General features: G+C 58.0%; 19 protein-coding genes. 10 read left to right on the forward strand and 9 right to left on the reverse strand.

Going from position 1 to position 17773, the window contains the following annotated elements; translation table 11 throughout:
- Positions 1-32: 32 nt before the first annotated feature.
- The 5 genes from trpE to HNQ83_RS03040 all read left to right on the forward strand — a co-directional run bounded on the left by trpE (position 33) and on the right by HNQ83_RS03040 (position 4961).
- Positions 33-1514, forward strand: a complete 1482-nt coding sequence (trpE, locus tag HNQ83_RS03020; RefSeq protein ID WP_175387597.1) for an anthranilate synthase component I — start codon at positions 33-35, stop codon at positions 1512-1514.
- Positions 1515-1628: 114 nt separating this feature from the next.
- A complete protein-coding gene (locus HNQ83_RS03025) occupies positions 1629-2222 on the forward strand; it encodes an aminodeoxychorismate/anthranilate synthase component II (RefSeq protein WP_175387598.1) in 594 nt (197 codons plus the stop codon).
- Between the two features lie 9 nt (positions 2223-2231).
- Positions 2232-3281, forward strand: coding sequence for an anthranilate phosphoribosyltransferase (gene trpD, locus HNQ83_RS03030; protein ID WP_175387599.1), 1050 nt, complete (start codon positions 2232-2234; stop codon positions 3279-3281).
- Positions 3278-4114: an indole-3-glycerol phosphate synthase TrpC gene (gene trpC / locus HNQ83_RS03035; protein ID WP_175387600.1), complete on the forward strand. Its 837-nt coding sequence runs from the start codon at positions 3278-3280 to the stop codon at positions 4112-4114. The genes trpD and trpC overlap by 4 nt, the downstream gene beginning before the upstream one ends.
- Positions 4115-4259: 145 nt before the next feature.
- Positions 4260-4961, forward strand: a complete 702-nt coding sequence (locus HNQ83_RS03040; RefSeq protein WP_175387601.1) for a lipoate--protein ligase family protein — start codon at positions 4260-4262, stop codon at positions 4959-4961.
- Between the two features lie 10 nt (positions 4962-4971).
- Here HNQ83_RS03040 and crp read toward each other — a convergent pair whose 3' ends face one another.
- The gene (gene crp, locus HNQ83_RS03045) at positions 4972-5616 is read right to left on the reverse strand and encodes a cAMP-activated global transcriptional regulator CRP (protein ID WP_137805070.1); all 645 of its coding nucleotides are present in this window, start codon (positions 5614-5616) and stop codon (positions 4972-4974) included.
- Between the two features lie 230 nt (positions 5617-5846).
- Between crp and HNQ83_RS03050 the strand changes: the two genes are divergently transcribed.
- Positions 5847-6269, forward strand: coding sequence for an OsmC family protein (locus HNQ83_RS03050; RefSeq protein WP_008061600.1), 423 nt, complete (start codon positions 5847-5849; stop codon positions 6267-6269).
- Positions 6270-6507: 238 nt separating this feature from the next.
- Complete coding sequence (gene speD, locus HNQ83_RS03055) at positions 6508-7302, forward strand: adenosylmethionine decarboxylase (RefSeq protein ID WP_175387602.1); 795 nt, start codon at positions 6508-6510, stop codon at positions 7300-7302.
- 116 nt (positions 7303-7418) lie between these two features.
- On the opposite strand, the gene coq7 is transcribed toward speD, so the two are convergent.
- The 6 genes from coq7 to hemJ all read right to left on the reverse strand — a co-directional run bounded on the left by coq7 (position 7419) and on the right by hemJ (position 11953).
- Complete coding sequence (gene coq7, locus HNQ83_RS03060) at positions 7419-8066, reverse strand: 2-polyprenyl-3-methyl-6-methoxy-1,4-benzoquinone monooxygenase (RefSeq protein ID WP_175387603.1); 648 nt, start codon at positions 8064-8066, stop codon at positions 7419-7421.
- A gap of 152 nt (positions 8067-8218) precedes the next feature.
- Entirely contained in the window at positions 8219-8557 is a 339-nt protein-coding gene (locus HNQ83_RS03065; RefSeq protein ID WP_175387604.1) for a histidine triad nucleotide-binding protein, read from the reverse strand.
- A gap of 80 nt (positions 8558-8637) precedes the next feature.
- On the reverse strand, positions 8638-9426 hold the full coding sequence (locus HNQ83_RS03070; RefSeq protein WP_175387605.1) for an SDR family oxidoreductase: 789 nt from the start codon (positions 9424-9426) through the stop codon (positions 8638-8640).
- A gap of 61 nt (positions 9427-9487) precedes the next feature.
- Positions 9488-10444 (reverse strand): DUF805 domain-containing protein, encoded by a 957-nt coding sequence (locus HNQ83_RS03075; RefSeq protein ID WP_175387606.1) that lies wholly within the window; start codon positions 10442-10444, stop codon positions 9488-9490.
- A 75-nt stretch (positions 10445-10519) separates the two neighbouring features.
- Complete coding sequence (locus HNQ83_RS03080) at positions 10520-11488, reverse strand: nitronate monooxygenase family protein (protein ID WP_175387607.1); 969 nt, start codon at positions 11486-11488, stop codon at positions 10520-10522.
- A 33-nt stretch (positions 11489-11521) separates the two neighbouring features.
- Entirely contained in the window at positions 11522-11953 is a 432-nt protein-coding gene (gene hemJ, locus HNQ83_RS03085) for a protoporphyrinogen oxidase HemJ (protein WP_175387608.1), read from the reverse strand.
- A gap of 135 nt (positions 11954-12088) precedes the next feature.
- Here hemJ and argC point away from each other — a divergent pair, with 135 nt between their 5' ends.
- Both argC and erpA read left to right on the forward strand, forming a co-directional pair.
- Positions 12089-13123 (forward strand): N-acetyl-gamma-glutamyl-phosphate reductase, encoded by a 1035-nt coding sequence (gene argC, locus HNQ83_RS03090; protein WP_095195821.1) that lies wholly within the window; start codon positions 12089-12091, stop codon positions 13121-13123.
- Positions 13124-13290: 167 nt separating this feature from the next.
- A complete protein-coding gene (erpA, locus tag HNQ83_RS03095) occupies positions 13291-13641 on the forward strand; it encodes an iron-sulfur cluster insertion protein ErpA (RefSeq protein WP_007906865.1) in 351 nt (116 codons plus the stop codon).
- Positions 13642-13708: 67 nt separating this feature from the next.
- Here erpA and HNQ83_RS03100 read toward each other — a convergent pair whose 3' ends face one another.
- Positions 13709-14800 carry an anhydro-N-acetylmuramic acid kinase gene (locus tag HNQ83_RS03100; protein ID WP_175387609.1) on the reverse strand — a complete coding sequence of 364 codons (1092 nt, stop codon included), beginning with the start codon at positions 14798-14800 and terminating at the stop codon, positions 13709-13711.
- A 3-nt stretch (positions 14801-14803) separates the two neighbouring features.
- The gene (locus HNQ83_RS03105) at positions 14804-16222 is read right to left on the reverse strand and encodes a peptidoglycan DD-metalloendopeptidase family protein (protein WP_175387610.1); all 1419 of its coding nucleotides are present in this window, start codon (positions 16220-16222) and stop codon (positions 14804-14806) included.
- Between the two features lie 212 nt (positions 16223-16434).
- Between HNQ83_RS03105 and tyrS the strand changes: the two genes are divergently transcribed.
- A complete protein-coding gene (tyrS, locus tag HNQ83_RS03110) occupies positions 16435-17634 on the forward strand; it encodes a tyrosine--tRNA ligase (RefSeq protein ID WP_175387611.1) in 1200 nt (399 codons plus the stop codon).
- Positions 17635-17773: the final 139 nt, after the last annotated feature.

Consider the following 17773-nt stretch of genomic DNA (forward strand, 5'->3'; position numbering starts at 1 on the left):
GACTGTTAGACCCTCAAGCCACGAGGCACATCATGATCCGCGAAGAATTCCTGCGTTTGGCCGCTGCTGGCTACAACCGCATTCCGCTTGCCTGCGAAACCCTGGCCGACTTCGACACACCTTTGTCGATCTACCTGAAACTGGCCGACGAGCCTAACTCCTACCTGCTGGAATCGGTGCAGGGCGGCGAAAAATGGGGCCGTTACTCGATCATCGGCCTGCCGTGCCGCACCGTACTACGGGTTCATGATCATCACGTCAGCGTGACCGTCGACGGCGTCGAAACCGAAAGCCATGACGTCGAAGACCCGTTGGCCTTCGTCGAAGCCTTCAAGGCTCGGTACAACGTACCGACCATCGCCGGTTTGCCGCGCTTCAACGGTGGCCTGGTGGGTTACTTCGGTTACGACTGCGTGCGTTATGTGGAAAAGCGCCTGGGTAAATGCCCGAATCCGGATCCGCTGGGTGTGCCGGACATTCTGCTGATGGTGTCCGATGCGGTGGTGGTGTTCGACAACCTCGCTGGCAAAATGCACGCGATCGTTCTGGCCGACCCGGCCCGGGAAGACGCCTTCGAGCAAGGCCGTGCGAGACTTGAAGAGCTGCTGGAAAAACTCCGTCAACCGATCACCCCGCGCCGTGGCCTGGATTTCAGCAAGCAGCAATCGGCTGACCCGGTGTTCCGTTCCAGTTTCACCCAGGACGATTACGAAAAAGCGGTCGATACCATCAAGGAATACATCCTGGCCGGTGACTGCATGCAGGTCGTGCCGTCCCAGCGCATGTCGATCGACTTCAAGGCTGCACCCATCGATCTGTACCGCGCGCTGCGGTGCTTCAACCCGACGCCGTACATGTACTTCTTCAACTTCGGCGACTTCCACGTCGTCGGCAGTTCGCCGGAAGTGCTGGTTCGGGTCGAAGACAACCTGATCACCGTGCGCCCGATTGCCGGCACTCGCCCACGCGGGGCCAACGAAGAGGCGGACCTGGCGCTGGAAAAAGACCTGCTCTCGGACGCCAAGGAAATCGCTGAACACCTGATGCTGATCGACCTGGGTCGCAACGATACCGGTCGTGTGTCGGAAGTCGGCTCGGTGAAGCTCACCGAGAAAATGGTCATCGAGCGTTATTCCAATGTGATGCACATCGTGTCCAACGTCACCGGTCAATTGAAGGCTGGGCTGACGGCCATGGATGCGCTGCGGGCGATTCTGCCGGCGGGTACCTTGTCCGGCGCACCGAAAATTCGTGCGATGGAAATCATCGACGAGCTGGAACCGGTCAAGCGCGGTGTCTACGGCGGCGCCGTTGGCTACTTTGCCTGGAACGGCAACATGGACACCGCCATTGCGATCCGCACGGCGGTCATCAAGAACGGCGAACTGCATGTGCAGGCCGGTGGCGGCATCGTCGCCGACTCGGTGCCGGCGCTGGAATGGGAAGAAACCCTGAACAAGCGCCGCGCGATGTTCCGCGCCGTAGCGCTGGCTGAACAAACTCCACAAGGCTGACCGATGAACGTTGCCCGTATGCCGGCCGCCTTGAACGATCAAGCGCTGGACGCTGCGGGCCCTTCATTCGAAGGCTGTATTAGTAGTCAGTGAATTCAAGAGGTTCTTAACGCCATGTTGCTGATGATCGATAACTACGACTCTTTTACCTACAACGTTGTGCAGTACCTGGGTGAGCTGGGCTCCGAGGTCAAAGTCGTGCGCAACGACGAATTGACCGTTGCCGAAATCGAAGCCCTCAACCCCGAGCGCATCGTCGTTTCCCCTGGGCCTTGCACCCCGACCGAAGCCGGCGTCTCGATTGACGTGATCAAGCACTTTGGCGGCAAACTGCCGATTCTCGGTGTGTGCCTGGGTCACCAGTCCATCGGCCAGGCCTTTGGCGGTGATGTGGTCCGTGCCCGGCAGGTCATGCACGGCAAGACCAGCCCGGTGTTCCATGAGGACAAGGGGGTCTTCGCAGGCCTGAATAACCCGCTGACAGTTACCCGCTATCATTCATTGATCGTTAAGCGCGAAACTTTGCCCGATTGCCTCGAACTGACCGCCTGGACTCAATTTGAAGACGGTTCGGTCGACGAAATCATGGGCCTGCGCCACAAAACCCTGAACATCGAAGGTGTGCAGTTCCACCCCGAGTCGATCCTGACCGAGCAGGGCCACGAACTGTTCGCGAACTTCCTCAAACAAACCGGCGGCACGCGCTAAGGATCTTTCATGAATATCAAGACAGCCCTGAGCCGTATCGTCGAGCAGCTCGACCTCACCACCGATGAAATGCGCGATGTGATGCGTGAAATCATGACCGGACAATGCACGGACGCGCAGATCGGCGCGTTCATGATGGCCATGCGCATGAAGAGCGAAAGCATCGATGAGATCGTTGGCGCTGTGTCGGTCATGCGCGAGCTGGCGGACAAGGTCGAGCTCAAGACCCTCGATGGCGTGGTGGATGTGGTCGGCACCGGCGGTGATGGTGCGAACATTTTCAACGTATCGACCGCTTCCTCTTTTGTAGTGTCGGCGGCCGGTTGCACCGTGGCCAAGCATGGTAACCGAGCGGTCTCGGGCAAGAGTGGCAGTGCTGACTTGCTGGAGGCGGCCGGTATCTATCTGAACCTGACACCGGTTCAGGTGGCGCGCTGCATCGACAACGTCGGCATCGGTTTCATGTTTGCCCAGACCCATCACAAAGCCATGAAATACGCCGCTGGCCCGCGCCGTGACCTCGGCCTGCGGACCCTGTTCAACATGCTCGGCCCGCTTACGAATCCGGCCGGCGTGAAGCATCAGGTGGTGGGGGTCTTCACCCAGGCGTTGTGCCGGCCGCTTGCAGAAGTCTTGCAGCGTCTGGGCAGCAAACACGTGCTGGTGGTGCATTCCAAAGACGGGCTGGACGAATTCAGCCTGGCGGCACCGACCTTTGTTGCCGAGCTCAAGAATGATCAGATCACTGAATATTGGGTTGAGCCGGAAGATCTGGGCATGAAGAGCCAGAGCCTGCATGGTCTGTCAGTCGATGGCCCGGAAGCCTCGTTGGCGCTGATTCGCGATGCGTTGGGCAAGCGTAAGACCGAGAACGGCCAGAAAGCTGCCGAAATGATTGTGCTCAACGCCGGGGCGGCACTGTATGCCGCCGACCTGGCCAACAGTTTGAAACAGGGCGTGGAGCTTGCGCACGACGCCCTGCACACCGGTCTCGCTCGGGAAAAGCTCGAGGAACTGGGTGCGTTTACCGCGGTATTCAAAGTGGAGAATGAGGGATGAGTGTACCGACGGTTCTGGAAAAGATCCTGGCGCGCAAGGTCGAGGAAGTTGCCGAGCGTAGTGCTCGCGTCAGCCTGGCCGAGCTGGAAGATCTGGCCAAGGCGGCCGATGCACCCCGCGGTTTTGCCAAGGCGCTGCTGGCTCAGGCCAAGCTGAAACAGCCGGCAGTCATTGCAGAGATCAAGAAAGCATCACCGAGCAAAGGCGTGATTCGCGAGAACTTCGTTCCTGCCGACATCGCCAGGAGCTACGAGCAGGGTGGCGCGACCTGTCTGTCGGTGCTGACCGATATCGATTACTTCCAAGGTGCCGACGCGTATCTGCAGCAGGCCCGCGCGGCGTGCAAATTGCCGGTGATCCGTAAGGATTTCATGATCGATCCCTACCAGATCGTCGAAGCCCGTGCCCTGGGCGCAGATTGCGTGCTGTTGATCGTCTCCGCCCTGGATGACGTGAAAATGGCCGAGCTGGCGTCGGTGGCCAAAGGCGTCGGCCTCGATGTGCTGGTGGAAGTCCATGATGGCGACGAGCTGGAGCGGGCCTTGAAAACCCTCGACACGCCGTTGGTTGGTATCAACAACCGTAACCTGCACACTTTCGATGTCAGCCTGGAAACCACGCTCGACCTGTTGCCGCGCATCCCGCGTGATCGTCTGGTGATCACCGAAAGCGGCATTCTTAATCGTGCCGATGTTGAACTGATGGAAATCAGCGACGTCTACGCGTTCCTGGTCGGCGAAGCGTTCATGCGTGCCGAGAGCCCGGGTACCGAGCTGCAGCGCCTGTTCTTCCCGGAGCGTGGCGTTCCCGTCAGCGGCTCGACCCTCGACTGATTACTCGCAAACCGAGTCGACCCCTTCGCGAGCCGGCTCGCTCCCACATTGGATTTTTGGTGTTAGTAAATCCTTATGTAGGTGCGAGTCTGCTCGCGAAGGCGGCATAAGATGCACCACAGACTTCACGTCCTACGGAAACCTTATGACCTCACCTATCTCCCTGACCATCGAAGCCGGCCTGCAAGCCGAACAGGATTTGCTGGCATCGGTCTGCTCCGGCGACGCGGAGTTTGGCCTGTTGTTCTGGCAGCCGAGCGATCGAGCGTTGGTCATGCCACGACGGTTGAACCGACTGCCCGGCTTCGATCACGCCTGCGAAGTCTCCGCTGCAGCCGGTTGGCCAGTGCTGTTGCGCGAGACCGGTGGAGAACCGGTACCGCAATCGGCTTCGACCATCAACATCGCACTGGTTTACGCCCCGCCGCGTAGTGAAGGTGATCTGAATCGCATCGAATCCGGTTACCGGCGTCTGTGCGATCCGATCTGTCAGTTGCTGGATGAGTTGGGCGGCACTTCATCGCTTGGCGAAATCGAAGGGGCATTTTGCGATGGCCGCTTCAACGTCAACCTGGATGGACGCAAGATGGTTGGCACCGCCCAGCGCTGGCGTCAGAGCCAGGGCGGCCAACGCCCGGTAGGCCTGGTGCACGGTGCAATGCTGCTGGATAACGAGCGTGAATCGATGGTGGCGGCTGTCAACCGTTTCAACGAGGCTTGTGGCCTGGAGCAACGGGTGCGAGCTGAGAGCCACATCGCTTTGCATGAGAAATTTACGGCACCCGATGCGCTGACGCGTCTCGATGAACTCTATCGGCAAATGCTGGCGCAGATGTTCAACGCTTGAGTTTGCAGGCTTAGCGCGTACCGAAGACCACCATGGTCTTGCCTTTGACGTCCACCAGGTTGCGTTCCTCAAGGTCCTTGAGTACGCGCCCGACCATTTCCCGCGAACACCCGACAATTCTCCCGATTTCCTGACGGGTCACCTTGATCTGCATGCCGTCGGGGTGAGTCATTGCGTCGGGTTGCTTGCACAATTCCAGTAGGCAGCGGGCGACGCGACCGGTCACGTCGAAAAACGCCAGGTCACCGACCTTGCGGGTGGTATTGCGCAGACGTTGTGCGATTTGTCCGCTGAGCACGTAAAGAATGTCTGGATCCTGCTGCGACAATTCACGGAATTTTGCGTAGCTGATTTCCGCGACTTCGCATTCGACCTTGGCGCGCACCCAGGCGCTGCGTTCCTGTTCCAGGCCTGCTTGCTCAAACAGACCCAGTTCGCCAAAGAAGTCTCCGGCATTCAGGTAGGCGATGATCATTTCCCGGCCGTCGTCATCCTCGATCAGGATCGTGACCGAGCCTTTAATGATGAAGAACAGCGTTTCCGAGCGGTCGCCGGCACAAATGATGTTGCTCTTGGCCTGATAGCGGCGGCGCTGGCAATGCATCAACAATTTGTCGAGGTTTTTGATCTTGGGTGTGGGGGCAATAGCAACCATGGTTGTATCCCGAAAAAGCTACACGGTATGTTTGGATTTTTTATGAATGACGGAAACTGTGGCAGATCTGGCCATGCGCCAGCGAATTGGCGTCAGCTTAACAGACGCTTCCAGCATTTTTCGAGAAATTACCTGCAAGTCAGATGGATCCGTCCTAGGAAGGCGAGCGCTGTCAATCCGGGGGCCTGTGCTAAGCTGGCGACCCTTTTTTATACAGTGGAGTCTTGGCGATGAAGGCACGCATCCAATGGGCTGGCGAAGCCATGTTCCTCGGCGAATCCGGTAGTGGTCATGTCGTGGTCATGGATGGTCCGCCCGATGCAGGTGGTCGTAACCTGGGTGTACGGCCGATGGAAATGCTCCTGCTGGGTGTTGGCGGTTGCAGCAATTTCGATGTAGTCAGCATCCTCAAGAAATCCCGTCAGGCAGTCGAGAGTTGCGAAGCCTTCCTCGAGGCCGAACGCGCTACCGAAGATCCAAAGGTCTTCACCAAGATCCACATGCACTTCGTGGTCAAGGGGCGCGGTCTGAAAGAAGCCCAGGTCAAGCGCGCCATCGAGCTGTCAGCCGAGAAGTATTGCTCGGCGTCGATCATGCTTGGCGCCGCCGGTGTCGAGATCACCCACGACTACGAAATCATCGAACTCGGTTGAATCGACATTCAACTATCATAAAAGCAGTGCAGACTCTGGCGATCCCCAGCTGACGTCTGCATAATGCGCCACTTTTTTCAGGGTAGTGGCCCGTCAGCCGACAGGCCGCTCACCCGAACAAACAACCAAAATCGCCATCGCGAAGAGGTGTTAACCGTCCTACGCAGGTGCGTCGTTCGCATCTGACGGGCATGCTTGATCACGCGGCCGGGCCGCAATACATAGAGAGTTTTTAACGGTGAAAAGCAAACTCAAGCTCCACGGGTTCAATAACCTGACAAAGACCTTGAGCTTCAACATCTATGACATCTGCTACGCGGAAACCCCGCAAGACCAACAGGCTTACGTCGAGTACATCAATAAAGAGTACAACGCCAAGCGCCTGACGCAGATCCTCACAGAAGTTGTCGATATCATTGGTGCCAACATCCTGAACATCGCCAGTCAGGACTACGAGCCACAGGGCGCCAGCGTCACGATTCTGATCTCTGAAGAGCCGGTGACCCCGACCGACAGCCAGATCGAAGAATCGCCGGGCCCGTTGCCCGAAATCATCCTGGCCCACCTCGACAAGAGCCACATCACGGTGCACACCTACCCGGAAATTCATCCGGATGACGGTATTGCTACCTTCCGTGTGGATATCGATGTGTCGACTTGCGGGGTCATTTCACCGCTTAAAGCGCTCAACTTCCTGATTCATCAGTTCGATTCGGACATCGTGACGGTGGATTACCGTGTGCGCGGTTTCACCCGTGACGTTGAAGGCAAGAAGCACTTCATCGACCACGAGATCAACTCGATTCAGAACTACCTCTCCGAAGACACCCGCGACGCGTACCAGATGACCGACGTGAACGTGTACCAGGAAAACCTGTTCCACACCAAAATGCTGCTGAAGAACTTCGAACTGGATAACTATCTGTTCGGCGACGCTACCAGCAACCTGTCTACCGAGCAGCGTGCTCAGGTGACCGAGCGTGTGAAACACGAAATGCTCGAAATCTTCTACGCACGCAATATGCCGAACTAAGATCTTCGAACAAAAAAAAGGCGACTACCTCACGGCAGTCGCCTTTTTTATTGCTTTCATGAAACCCTTGTGGGAGCGAGCTGCTCGCGAAAGCGGTTTGCCGAACGACGTTGATATCAGATCCGATAAGTACTCTTGGTCATCACCTTGGCCATCAAGCTCATTCCGAACTTCACCGGTGCCGGAAAGCGAAAGCCACCGGCCTCGAGTGCGCTCTCGGCATGCTGCTCTTCATCAATGCGCATCTGCTCGAGAATCGCCCGGGATTTTTCGTCTTCCGCCGGCAGTTGCTCAAGGTGCTCGTTCAGGTGCTTGCACACCTGATCTTCCGTCGCCGCGACAAACCCCAGGCTGACCTTATCGCTGATCAGCCCGGCAACTGCGCCGATCCCGAATGACATGCCGTAGAACAGCGGATTGAGAATGCTGGTGTGGCTGCCCAATTGCTTGATGCGTTGCTCGCACCAGACCAGATGATCGATTTCTTCTTCGGCGGCATGCTCCATGGCGGCGCGTACTTGCGGCAGCTTGGCGGTCAAGGCTTGCCCCTGGTACAGCGCCTGGGCGCAGACTTCGCCGGTATGGTTGATGCGCATCAGCCCGGCAACATGCCGGGTGTCTTCGTCGCTCAATTTTGCATCTGGCTGCACGATCGCGGGTGACGGGCGGTACGGCTGACCACTGAAGGGCAGCAGGGTACGCATCGCGGCATCGGCTTGCAGCAGAAGGCGGTCAATGGGCGAGTAGTGACGTTGGGTAGTCATGCTGACCTCCGGAGGAATCTCGGCGGCCAGTTTAACCCAATCGGCCGGGGAAGGTTTGCGCTGGGTCATTGTGGTGCAGTTGCTATGACAGTGTTGTGATACTTGTGCTCTATGGGAGCAACGGTGCGCCGCTCCCACAGGTTTTGTTGCACTCAGCCCGGCGGCCAGTGCATCTGGCGCTGACCCAGCACATGCATATGAATGTGATACACGGTCTGTCCCCCCAGATCATTGCAGTTCATGACCACGCGGAAGCCTTCTTCGCAACCCAGTTCCAGGGCCAGACGCTGGGCGGTGAACAGAATATGGCCGGCCAGTGCCTTGTCGTCCTCGGTCAGGTCATTCAAAGTGCGTACCGGTTTTTTCGGAACCACCAGAAAATGCACCGGTGCCTGCGGGGCGATGTCATGGAAGGCCAGGACCTGGTCGTCTTCGTAAATGATCTTCGCCGGGATTTCCCGGTTGATGATCTTGGTGAACAGAGTATCCACAGTTGTTTTCTCCGTTGTTTGGGCTGGCCTGAGTGTACCCATGGGGCATGCGCCAGCCCAGTGTTTTGCCGTAGGACAGTTCAGCGTGGGCAGTAAGCCTTGTTGACCATGCCGGTGATTGTCCGGATCAGCCAGCGTGAGCCGAAGCGGGGCAGGGTGGCGAACCAGCGGTTACGCCGTCCGGGAATAATAATGGCGCGATTTTTCTCCAGCGCTCGAACGGTGTAGAGCGCGACTTCCTCCGGGCTCATCAGCAGCTTGCTTTCTGCTAGCTTGTCGGCGTTCAACTGGGCGGTGCGGAAAAATGCTGTACGGGTTGGGCCTGGGCAGAGAACCGAGACTTTGACCGCGCATTTTTTCAGCTCGACGCGCAACCCCTCGGAAAAGTGCAGCACATAGGCCTTGCTCGCGTAATAAGTGCTCATCCACGGGCCAGGGTGGAAGGCGGCGACCGAGGCGACGTTCAGAATCTGCCCGCCACCTTGCAATGCCATGCTGTTGCCGATGGCATGGCACAGGCGAGTGAGGGCCAGGATGTTGACTTCGATCAGATCCTGTTCGGTCATCCAGTCCTGCGCCAGGAATGGGCCGCAAGTGCCAATGCCGGCGCAATTCACCAACAAGTCGATCTGCCGGTCACCTTCCTCCAACTCCAGCAGAAAACCTGACAGGCGCAGCGGTTCGCCCAGATCGCAGGCGCGGAACAACACTTCCACGCCAAACCGTTGAGTCAGTTCAATCGCAATGCTTTCCAGCTGATCACGCTGTCGGGCCACCAATATCAGGCTGCGGCCGCGCCGGGCCAGCGCTTCGGCCATGGCCAGGCCAATGCCGCTGGAAGCGCCGGTGATCAGAGCGTAACGGGTCATGCAGTTCTCCATCGCAACAGCTCCGCGCCGCGACGCAGGTGTCACGAGCGGGGAGCGCTGTTCATTCTTGCGCAGAGTCTACAGGGGGCTGGGCTGCTTCGGCTGCATCGTCGGCGGAATTTGCGGGTGATTCGGTCTCGACGTCAATTTCATCGGTGACCACCGAGCCACTTTCGTAGCTGCTTTCCAGGCTGCTTTCGTATTCCTGCTGGATCGTGGAGATGCCGCCGAGCATTGCGCCGACGAAAACAAGACCTATGAACACAATCCAGAGTGAACACAGCACTTTGACCGCAGTGCTGTTGGGGGGAGGGGGCGGGCCATAACGGTTGGCTCCGGTGTTGCCAGGCACGACCATGATCACCAGCGGGAAGAAACTGCCCACGAAGGGGACGAGATTCAACAGCCAGAGCCAGCCCGACCAGCCGATATCGTGCAGGCGCTGGACGGTGAACAAAATGCTGATAATTACAAACGCTAGGAACAGGAAGAACGCAAAGATGCCGCCGATGATTAGACCTGTGGTGGAGTCGCCGCTGACCAGCCCGAGGCCGATGAGCGCAAACACGCCGACAATGGGCAGGGTCACCAGGCTTAGCACCATGGTCCAGGCCAGAAAACGCAGGCGGCCGATCCGTCCCTCGACGCTGAACGGCTTGAGGGGGGCGAACTCGGGCACGCTTTCACCGACATTGGCTCGCGGTGGGGCGTAAGGGGATTCGGGTTCTGCCGGAGTGGCTTCAGGAGCGTGATAGTGAGCGTCCGATAGCTTCAGTTCGACCGAAGGTTCGGACTCGATTCGCGCATCGATCCCGGTGTCCTTCAGGGCTTGCAGATAAGTTTGCGCATCGACCTGTGACAATTCGCGCTTGAGCGTAACCGGTTGGCCGCTGAACAGTCGTTCGACGGCGGCGACTTCGCTCTTGTAGAGCGCGGCGAGCTTGAGTTTGGCGGAGGAGATATCAACGCCCGGCTGTAGCGAGCCGTCGAATACGATCTTGAAACGGTTTTCGCTCATTGCCGAGGCATCCTTGTCGCGAGTGTTTGAGTGCGTGAAGTGTAGGGCCAGCCAAGGATGGCTGGCCTGAATCTTTCAGCGGGGCCAGCGCTGCCGCAGTTGGGCGGCCTGCTCCAGTGCCTTGCGGTACTCGGCGTCCAGGCGCGAGACCAGTTGGTCGACGCTCGGCAGGTCATCGATTTCACCGACTCCCTGGCCCGCCGACCACACGGTTTTCCAGGCTTTGGCTTCATCGCTCAATGGCTTGAGCTTGGAGCCGAAGTTGACCTCACCCTTGTTTTGCAGTGCCAGCATGTCGAAACCGGCAGCCTCCAGGCTCTGTCGCATGAAACTCGCCGGTACGCCCGACACGGCTGGAGTATGGATGATGTCTGCCGCTCGGGACGTCAGTAGCATCTCTTTATACGCCTCAGGCGCATGGCTTTCTGTGGTGCCGATAAATCGTGTGCCGAAGTAGGCGAGGTCTGCCCCGAGCAATTGCGCGGCGAGAATTTCATGGCCGTGGTTCAGGCACCCGGCCAGCAGCAGCGTCTTGTCGAAGAATTGGCGGATCTCGGCGATCAACGAGAACGGGCTCCAGGTACCCGCATGTCCGCCGGCGCCCGCAGCGACCGCGATCAAACCATCAACACCGGCCTCGGCAGCTTTCTCGGCATGGCGGCGAGTCGTCACGTCGTGGAACACCAGGCCACCATAGCTGTGGACAGCATCGACCAGTTCTTTCACCGCACCGAGGCTGGTGATGATGATCGGCACTTTGTGCTCGATGCAGATATCCAGGTCCGCCTGCAGTCGCGGATTACTGTTGTGGACAATCAGGTTCACCGCATACGGTGCCGGGTTCTCCAATGCCGCCAATCCGGCTTCGATTTCTTCCAGCCATGCCTTGAAACCGCTGCTCTCGCGCTGGTTCAGTGCCGGAAAACTGCCCACTACTCCGTTGCGGCAACAGGCGAGCACCAGTTGTGGGTTGGAAATCAGAAACATCGGCGCGGCCACCACGGGCAGGCGCAGGCGTTGTTCGAGCAGGGCGGGCAGTGACATTGGAGGTTCCCCGGTGAATGGTGCCTATTGGGTTTAAAACGGCCGGACGACGACCAGAATTACGATAGCCAGCAATATCAGCACAGGCACTTCATTGAACCAGCGATAATAGACATGGCTGCGGGTGTTTTCGCCACGGGCAAAACGCTTCACCTGCGCGCCGCACATGTGGTGGTAGCCGATCAGCAACACCACCAGGGTCAGCTTGGCGTGCATCCAGCCACCCTGGCTGAAGTAGGCTCCCGGGTTAAGGCTGATCAGCCAGCCGCCGAAAATCAGTGTAGCGATCATCGCCGGGCCCATGATGCCGCGATACAGCTTGCGCTCCATGAGACTGAAGCGTTCCTTGCTGACAGTGTCTTCGCTTTGCGCGTGATAAACGAACAGGCGCGGCAGGTAAAACAAGCCGGCAAACCAGCACACGACACTGATGATGTGAAAGGCTTTGAGCCACAGATAGAGCATTTTCAGTTATTCCCAGGTTCACGGTAGCCCGGATAGTAGAGGCTTGAGCGCCCGCACGTCACCTTGCCGGTTGTCGCAGGCGCTCGCGGCCCCTATTATCGACGGCTTTCCAGTGGGTTCGTTGAGGGCAGGTTTATGGTCAAGGTCGGTATCGTCGGCGGCACGGGTTACACCGGTGTCGAACTGCTGCGTCTGTTGGCACAGCATCCGCAAGCTGAAGTGGTTGTCATCACTTCCCGATCCGAGGCCGGCCTGGCCGTGGCTGACATGTATCCGAACCTGCGAGGCCACTACGACGGCCTCGCGTTCAGCGTTCCGGACATCAAGACCCTGGGCGCCTGCGACGTGGTGTTCTTTGCAACACCTCACGGTGTTGCGCACGCTCTGGCGGGTGAGCTGCTGGCGGCCGGGACCAAGGTCATCGACCTGTCCGCGGACTTCCGTCTGCAGGATGCTGACGAGTGGGCCAAGTGGTACGGCCAGCCGCACGGTGCGCCTGAACTCTTGGAGGAGGCGGTCTATGGCTTGCCGGAAGTCAATCGCGAGCAGATCAAGCAGGCACGCCTGATCGCCGTGCCGGGCTGCTATCCAACCGCTACGCAATTGGGCTTCCTGCCACTGCTTGAAGCAGGTCTGGCCGATGCTTCGCGTCTGATCGCCGACTGCAAATCCGGCGTCAGCGGGGCAGGTCGTGGCGCGGCTGTAGGTTCGCTGTACTCCGAGACGTCGGAAAGCATGAAGGCCTACGCGGTCAAAGGGCACCGTCACTTGCCGGAAATCCGCCAGGGCTTGCGTCGTGCAGCAGGTAAGGATGTTGGCCTGACCTTCGTTCCACACCTGACACCGATGATCCGCGGTATTCACTCGACGCTCTACGCAACTGTCGTGGATCGCTCTGTCGATTTGCAGGCGCTGTTTGAAAAGCGTTACGCCAATGAGCCGTTCGTCGACGTCATGCCGGCCGGTAGCCATCCGGAAACCCGCAGCGTGCGCGGTGCCAACGTTTGCCGTATCGCGGTACATCGTCCACAGGATGGTGATCTGGTGGTTGTGCTGTCGGTAATCGACAACCTGGTCAAAGGTGCGTCGGGCCAGGCGGTACAGAACATGAACATCCTGTTCGGGCTGGACGAGCGTCTGGGCCTGTCCCACGCGGGCATGCTGCCTTAGGCATTACTGCACACAGTAAAAAGGCCCGTCGAACGGGCCTTTTTGCGTTTCGGGCTGACGATTGGAATGGTTGATATACCATAACAATAGTTGACCGATTTTCTAGGACAAGCGGATAATGCGCGTCATCACGCAATATGACGGCGTAACGCCGGGAGATAGTCAGCATGAGCGTCGAATCCTTCACCCCCACGGCTTTGCAATTCACCCACGGTGCCGCGCACAAGGTGAAGAGCCTGGTCGATGAAGAGGGGAATGATCGCTTGAAGCTGCGCGTATTCGTTACGGGCGGCGGTTGTTCAGGTTTTCAGTACGGCTTCACCTTCGATGAAGAAGTGGCCGATGACGACACCATCGTCGAGCGCGAAGGTGTGAGTCTGGTTGTCGATCCGATGAGCTTTCAGTATCTGGCAGGTGCCGAGGTGGATTACCAGGAAGGTCTGGAAGGTTCGCGTTTCGTCATCAAGAACCCGAACGCGACCACCACGTGTGGCTGTGGCTCTTCGTTCTCGATCTGATCAGCGTCCCGGAATCATCAAAGCGCCGCATGGCCTAACGGCCCTGCGGCGTTTTGCTGTCTGGCGTTCAGGCGGGGTAAATGGCGCCGAGTACCCGCAAACCACGGGCGCCGGTGACGCTCGGGCGATTGGCTGCAATGCCTTCAAGGCAGCAGTGGGCCAGCCAGGCGAAGGCCATGGCCTCGACCCAGTCCGGGTCTACGCCATATACGGATGTGCTGCTGACTTTCGCCTTCGGCAGCAGGTCTGCCAATCGGTTCATCAGGGTGGTGTTATGCGCGCCACCACCGCAGACCAGCAATTCCCGGGTATTCGCTTGAGCACTTTGCAGTGACTCGACGATGGTCAGTGCGGTCAGTTCAAGCAGGGTTGCCTGCACATCTTGCGCAGCGAGGGTTGGGAGTTGTGCCAGGTGCTGTGTCAGCCACGGCAGGTTGAACACTTCTCGCCCGGTGCTTTTCGGGCCTTGGGTTACGAAAAATGGATCGCTGAGCAGTTCCTTCAAAAGCGCGGGTTCAACCTTTCCGCTAGCGGCCCATTGGCCGTCACGATCATAGTTGTCGCCTCGCTGCTGGTGAATCCACGCGTCAAGCAATACATTTCCCGGGCCGCAGTCGAAGCCGGCCACAGGCTTGCCGGGTTCAATCAAGCTGAGATTGCTGAAACCACCGACGTTCAGCACGGCGCGGTTGCCGGCTTGTTCTTCGAACAACGCTTCGTGAAAGGCTGGAACCAGAGGGGCGCCTTGTCCGCCTGCGGCGACGTCACGACTGCGGAAGTCGCTCACGACGGTGATGCCGGTCAGTTCGGTCAGCAGAGCCGGGTTGCCGATCTGCACAGTGAAACCGCGCGCGGGTTCATGGCGAATGGTTTGCCCATGGCTGCCAATCGCGCGAATGTCGCCGGGTTTGAGCTGCTGCTCAGCAAGTAGAGCGTGAATGCCCTGTGCTGCGAGTTTGACCCAGTTCTGCTGAGCGATGGCGGAGCGGGCAATCTCGTCTGGACCGCTGGCGCACAGGCCAAGCAGCTCGGTACGCAGGGAGGCGGGCATGGGGATGTAGTGCGTGGCGATCAGCTTGATCGCCGGAGCCTGTTCGATCAGCGCAATGTCCAGGCCATCAAGACTGGTTCCGGACATCACACCTATATAGAGCGCCATGGCTTAACGTTTGCTCGAAGCCAGTTGAGTGGCTTTCTCTTGGTCCATGCGGGCCATCAGCGGCTGGCTCTGCGCGAGGAAGCGTGCGCGTTCTGCCTTGGAGATAGGATCGGCCATTGCCACTTTCTGACCCAGCGGGTCGACGTGCACGCCATTGACCTGGAACTCATAGTGCAGGTGCGGTCCGGTAGACAGGCCAGTGGTGCCGATGTAGCCAATCACTTGGCCCTGCTTGACGTTGCTACCCGTCTGGACGCCTTTGGCAAAGCCCTGCATGTGGCCATACAACGTGCGGTAGGTGTTGCCGTGCTGGATGATCACTGTGTTGCCGTAACCGCCACGGCGGCCGGCCAACAACACTTTACCGTCACCGGCCGCCTTGATCGGCGTACCGCGTGGGGCTGCGTAGTCGACACCTTTGTGGGCGCGGATCTTGTTCAGGATCGGGTGCTTTCGACCCATGGAGAACTTCGAGCTGATGCGGGCAAAGTCTACGGGGGTGCGGATGAACGCCTTGCGCATGCTGTTGCCGTCAGCGGTGTAGTAACTGCTGTTGCCTTGTTTATTGGTGTAACGCACGGCGGTGTAAGTCTTGCCGCGGTTGGTGAAGCGTGCGGACAGGATCGGCCCGTTACCGACCGCTTTTCCGTTGACGACTTTCTGTTCGTAAATCACGTCGAACTCGTCACCCTGACGAATATCCTGGGCGAAGTCGACGTCGTAGCCAAACACACTGGCCATGTCCATGGTCAAGCTGTGGGACAGGCCAGCGCGAGCGGCAGACTGTGACAGCGAACTATTGATCACGCCATGAACATAGGCGGAGCGTACGGTTGGCTTGGCAGTAATGCGGTTGAACGTGAAGCCCTTGTCGTTCTTGGTCAGCGTAATGGTTTCGAGGTCGCTGACCTTGCTGTGCAGGTTGGTCAGTTGGCCATCCGGGCTCAGTTCGAATTCGAGTTTCTGTCCGTGCTTGAGCTGGCTGAACTGCTTGGCTTGCTTGTCGCTGGCCAGCACCTCATGCACCGAGGTGGCAGGAAGGCCGACCTTCTCGAACAGAGTAGAAAGAGTGTCACCCTTGGCGACAATCACTTCCCTGTGGTTTGGTGCCTTCTTTTCTTCGGCAACCGGTGCGGGTGCGGCTTGGGCCGTTTCCTGAGTGTCTTGCTCGCTGTTATCGATCTGCGCGAAAGGAGACGCTGCAGGTTCATTTGTGGCTTGGAGGGCCTCAGCAGCGTCTTGATCTTGTGTCAGTTGTTCAGCAGGACTTTCCAGTTCAAGACTCAGGGTCGTCTTTTTGGCTTCAACATCACTGGAAGGAAATACCAGAAGCGCCAGGCTCAGAAGAGCGGCGATGCCACTTGCTGCGAGCAGGTGGGTCTTCGGGTAAAGCGGTGGCGCTTTAGACGATTCTTTGGTCATAGATAATGTTTGACTTTGAAAAAGATGAATTGGAAAAGATGAATGACATGATGAATATGAAATAACTGTATAAAATATAACCAAATCATCTCTGAAGCAAGCCTGCGGACACTCTATCCGCGGATTGGCGTCCGTGCGCCGGGCAAACCTTGTATTTGACGTGCGATCTTGTATGGTTGGTTCCCTTTGAATCTGAGCCTTGCGGGTCTGTTATGAAGTCGGTTGAAGAGCAGCTAGCGCTGATCAAACGTGGTGCGGAAGAACTGTTGGTCGAGTCCGAGCTGATTGAAAAGCTCAAGCGCGGCCAGCCGCTGCGTATTAAGGCAGGCTTCGATCCGACCGCGCCGGATTTGCACCTGGGTCATACCGTGCTTATTAATAAGCTGCGTCAGTTCCAGGAGTTGGGTCACCAAGTGATCTTCCTGATTGGTGATTTCACCGGGATGATCGGTGATCCGAGTGGCAAGAGCGCTACGCGTCCGCCTCTGACTCGCGAGCAGGTTCTCGAGAATGCCGAAACCTACAAGACTCAGGTGTTCAAGATTCTTGATCCGGCCAGGACTGAAGTAGCATTCAACTCCACCTGGATGGATCAGATGGGGCCGGCTGACTTCATTCGCCTGACGTCGCAGTACACGGTCGCTCGTATGCTTGAGCGCGATGACTTCGACAAGCGCTACACGACCAATCAGCCAATCGCCATTCATGAGTTCCTCTATCCGCTGGTTCAAGGCTATGACTCGGTTGCCTTGCGCGCGGATGTCGAGCTGGGCGGTACCGATCAGAAGTTCAACCTGCTGATGGGGCGTGAGCTGCAGCGCGGCTATGGCCAGGAGGCTCAGTGCATTTTGACCATGCCATTGCTCGAAGGTCTGGATGGCGTGAAGAAGATGTCCAAGTCCTTGGGCAACTACGTGGGTATCCAGGAGGCGCCAGGCGTGATGTACAGCAAGCTGGTTTCCATTCCGGATGCGCTGATGTGGCGTTACTTCGAATTGCTCAGCTTCCGTTCCATGGATGAGATCAATGCTTTCCGCGCTGATGTAGAGGCGGGCGCCAATCCGCGTGATATCAAGATCAAGCTGGCTGAAGAGATCGTTGCGCGTTTTCATGGCGAGGGGGCTGCGGCCAATGCTCACCGTGCGGCGGGCAATCGCATGAAGGATGGCGAGCTGCCGGATGATTTGCCTGAGATCGAGTTGACTGCCACCGAGGATATGCCGATTGCTGCCGTTCTCAACAAGGCGGGGCTGGTGAAGAACTCGGCTGTTGCGCGGGATCTGCTCGGTTCTGGTGGTGTGCGTATAGATGGTGAGGTTGTTGATCGCTCCTTTATATACGTACTGGGCGCGACCCATGTTTGCCAGGCAGGGAAGAAGGCATTTGCGCGTATTACGCTCAAATCTGAATAAACCTGAAATAAAGGGTTGACGGCGAATTTTAGAAGCCTATAATTCGCCCCACTTCCGGCGCAGTCGAAACGGAAAACTCCTTGATAAACAATGAGTTACGCAGTTTTCGACAGTGGGTTGCTTCAGGTCATCGAAGCCG

Origin of the sequence: Pseudomonas sp. C2B4, from assembly GCF_013359695.1 — a bacterium.
Taxonomy (GTDB): Bacteria; Pseudomonadota; Gammaproteobacteria; order Pseudomonadales; family Pseudomonadaceae; genus Aquipseudomonas.